The sequence below is a fragment of the Neisseria sp. P0021.S006 genome (genome assembly GCF_051956895.1).
Genome location: NZ_JBQCWZ010000918.1, coordinates 1 through 582, shown reverse-complemented (window position 1 = coordinate 582; position 582 = coordinate 1). Strand labels below are relative to the sequence as shown.

Genomic DNA, 582 nt, shown 5'->3' with positions numbered 1-582 from the left:
GTTTTTTCAGACGGTATTGAATAAGGCAATAAAAATCCCCTGCCGGGATAAACGGGCAGGGGATTTTTGTCTTATTGAACTTATTTGTTCAATTCGTTAGCCAGATACAGCCAGGTTTCAATGACGGTATCAGGGTTGAGCGATACGCTCTCGATACCTTCTTCAACCAGCCATTTGGCAAAGTCCGGATGGTCTGATGGACCTTGACCGCAAATACCGACGTATTTGTTTTGTTTGCGGCAAGCAGAGATTGCCAAGTGCAACATCACTTTAACGGCAGGGTTGCGCTCGTCGAAGGAGTCGGATACCAAACCGCTGTCACGGTCGAGGCCGAGGGTCAGCTGGGTCATGTCGTTAGAGCCGATGGAGAAGCCGTCGAAGTATTGCAGGAATTGTTCTGCCAATACAGCGTTGCTTGGCAACTCGCACATCATGATCAGGCGCAGGCCGTTTTTGCCGCGTTCCAAACCGTTTTCTTTCAGGGCTTTAACAACAGCTTCCGCTTCACCCAAAGTACGAACGAATGGAATCATGATTTCGACGTTGGTCAAGCCCATTTCATCGCGAACGCGTTTCAAGGCT

1 protein-coding gene is annotated in these 582 nt (G+C 49.1%); it reads right to left on the bottom strand.

The features are described 5' to 3' along the window. Window positions 1-80: 80 nt before the first annotated feature. On the bottom strand, window positions 81-582 hold a 502-nt coding region (locus tag ACTHUM_RS17895; RefSeq protein WP_440403675.1), incomplete at its 5' end, for a putative PEP-binding protein.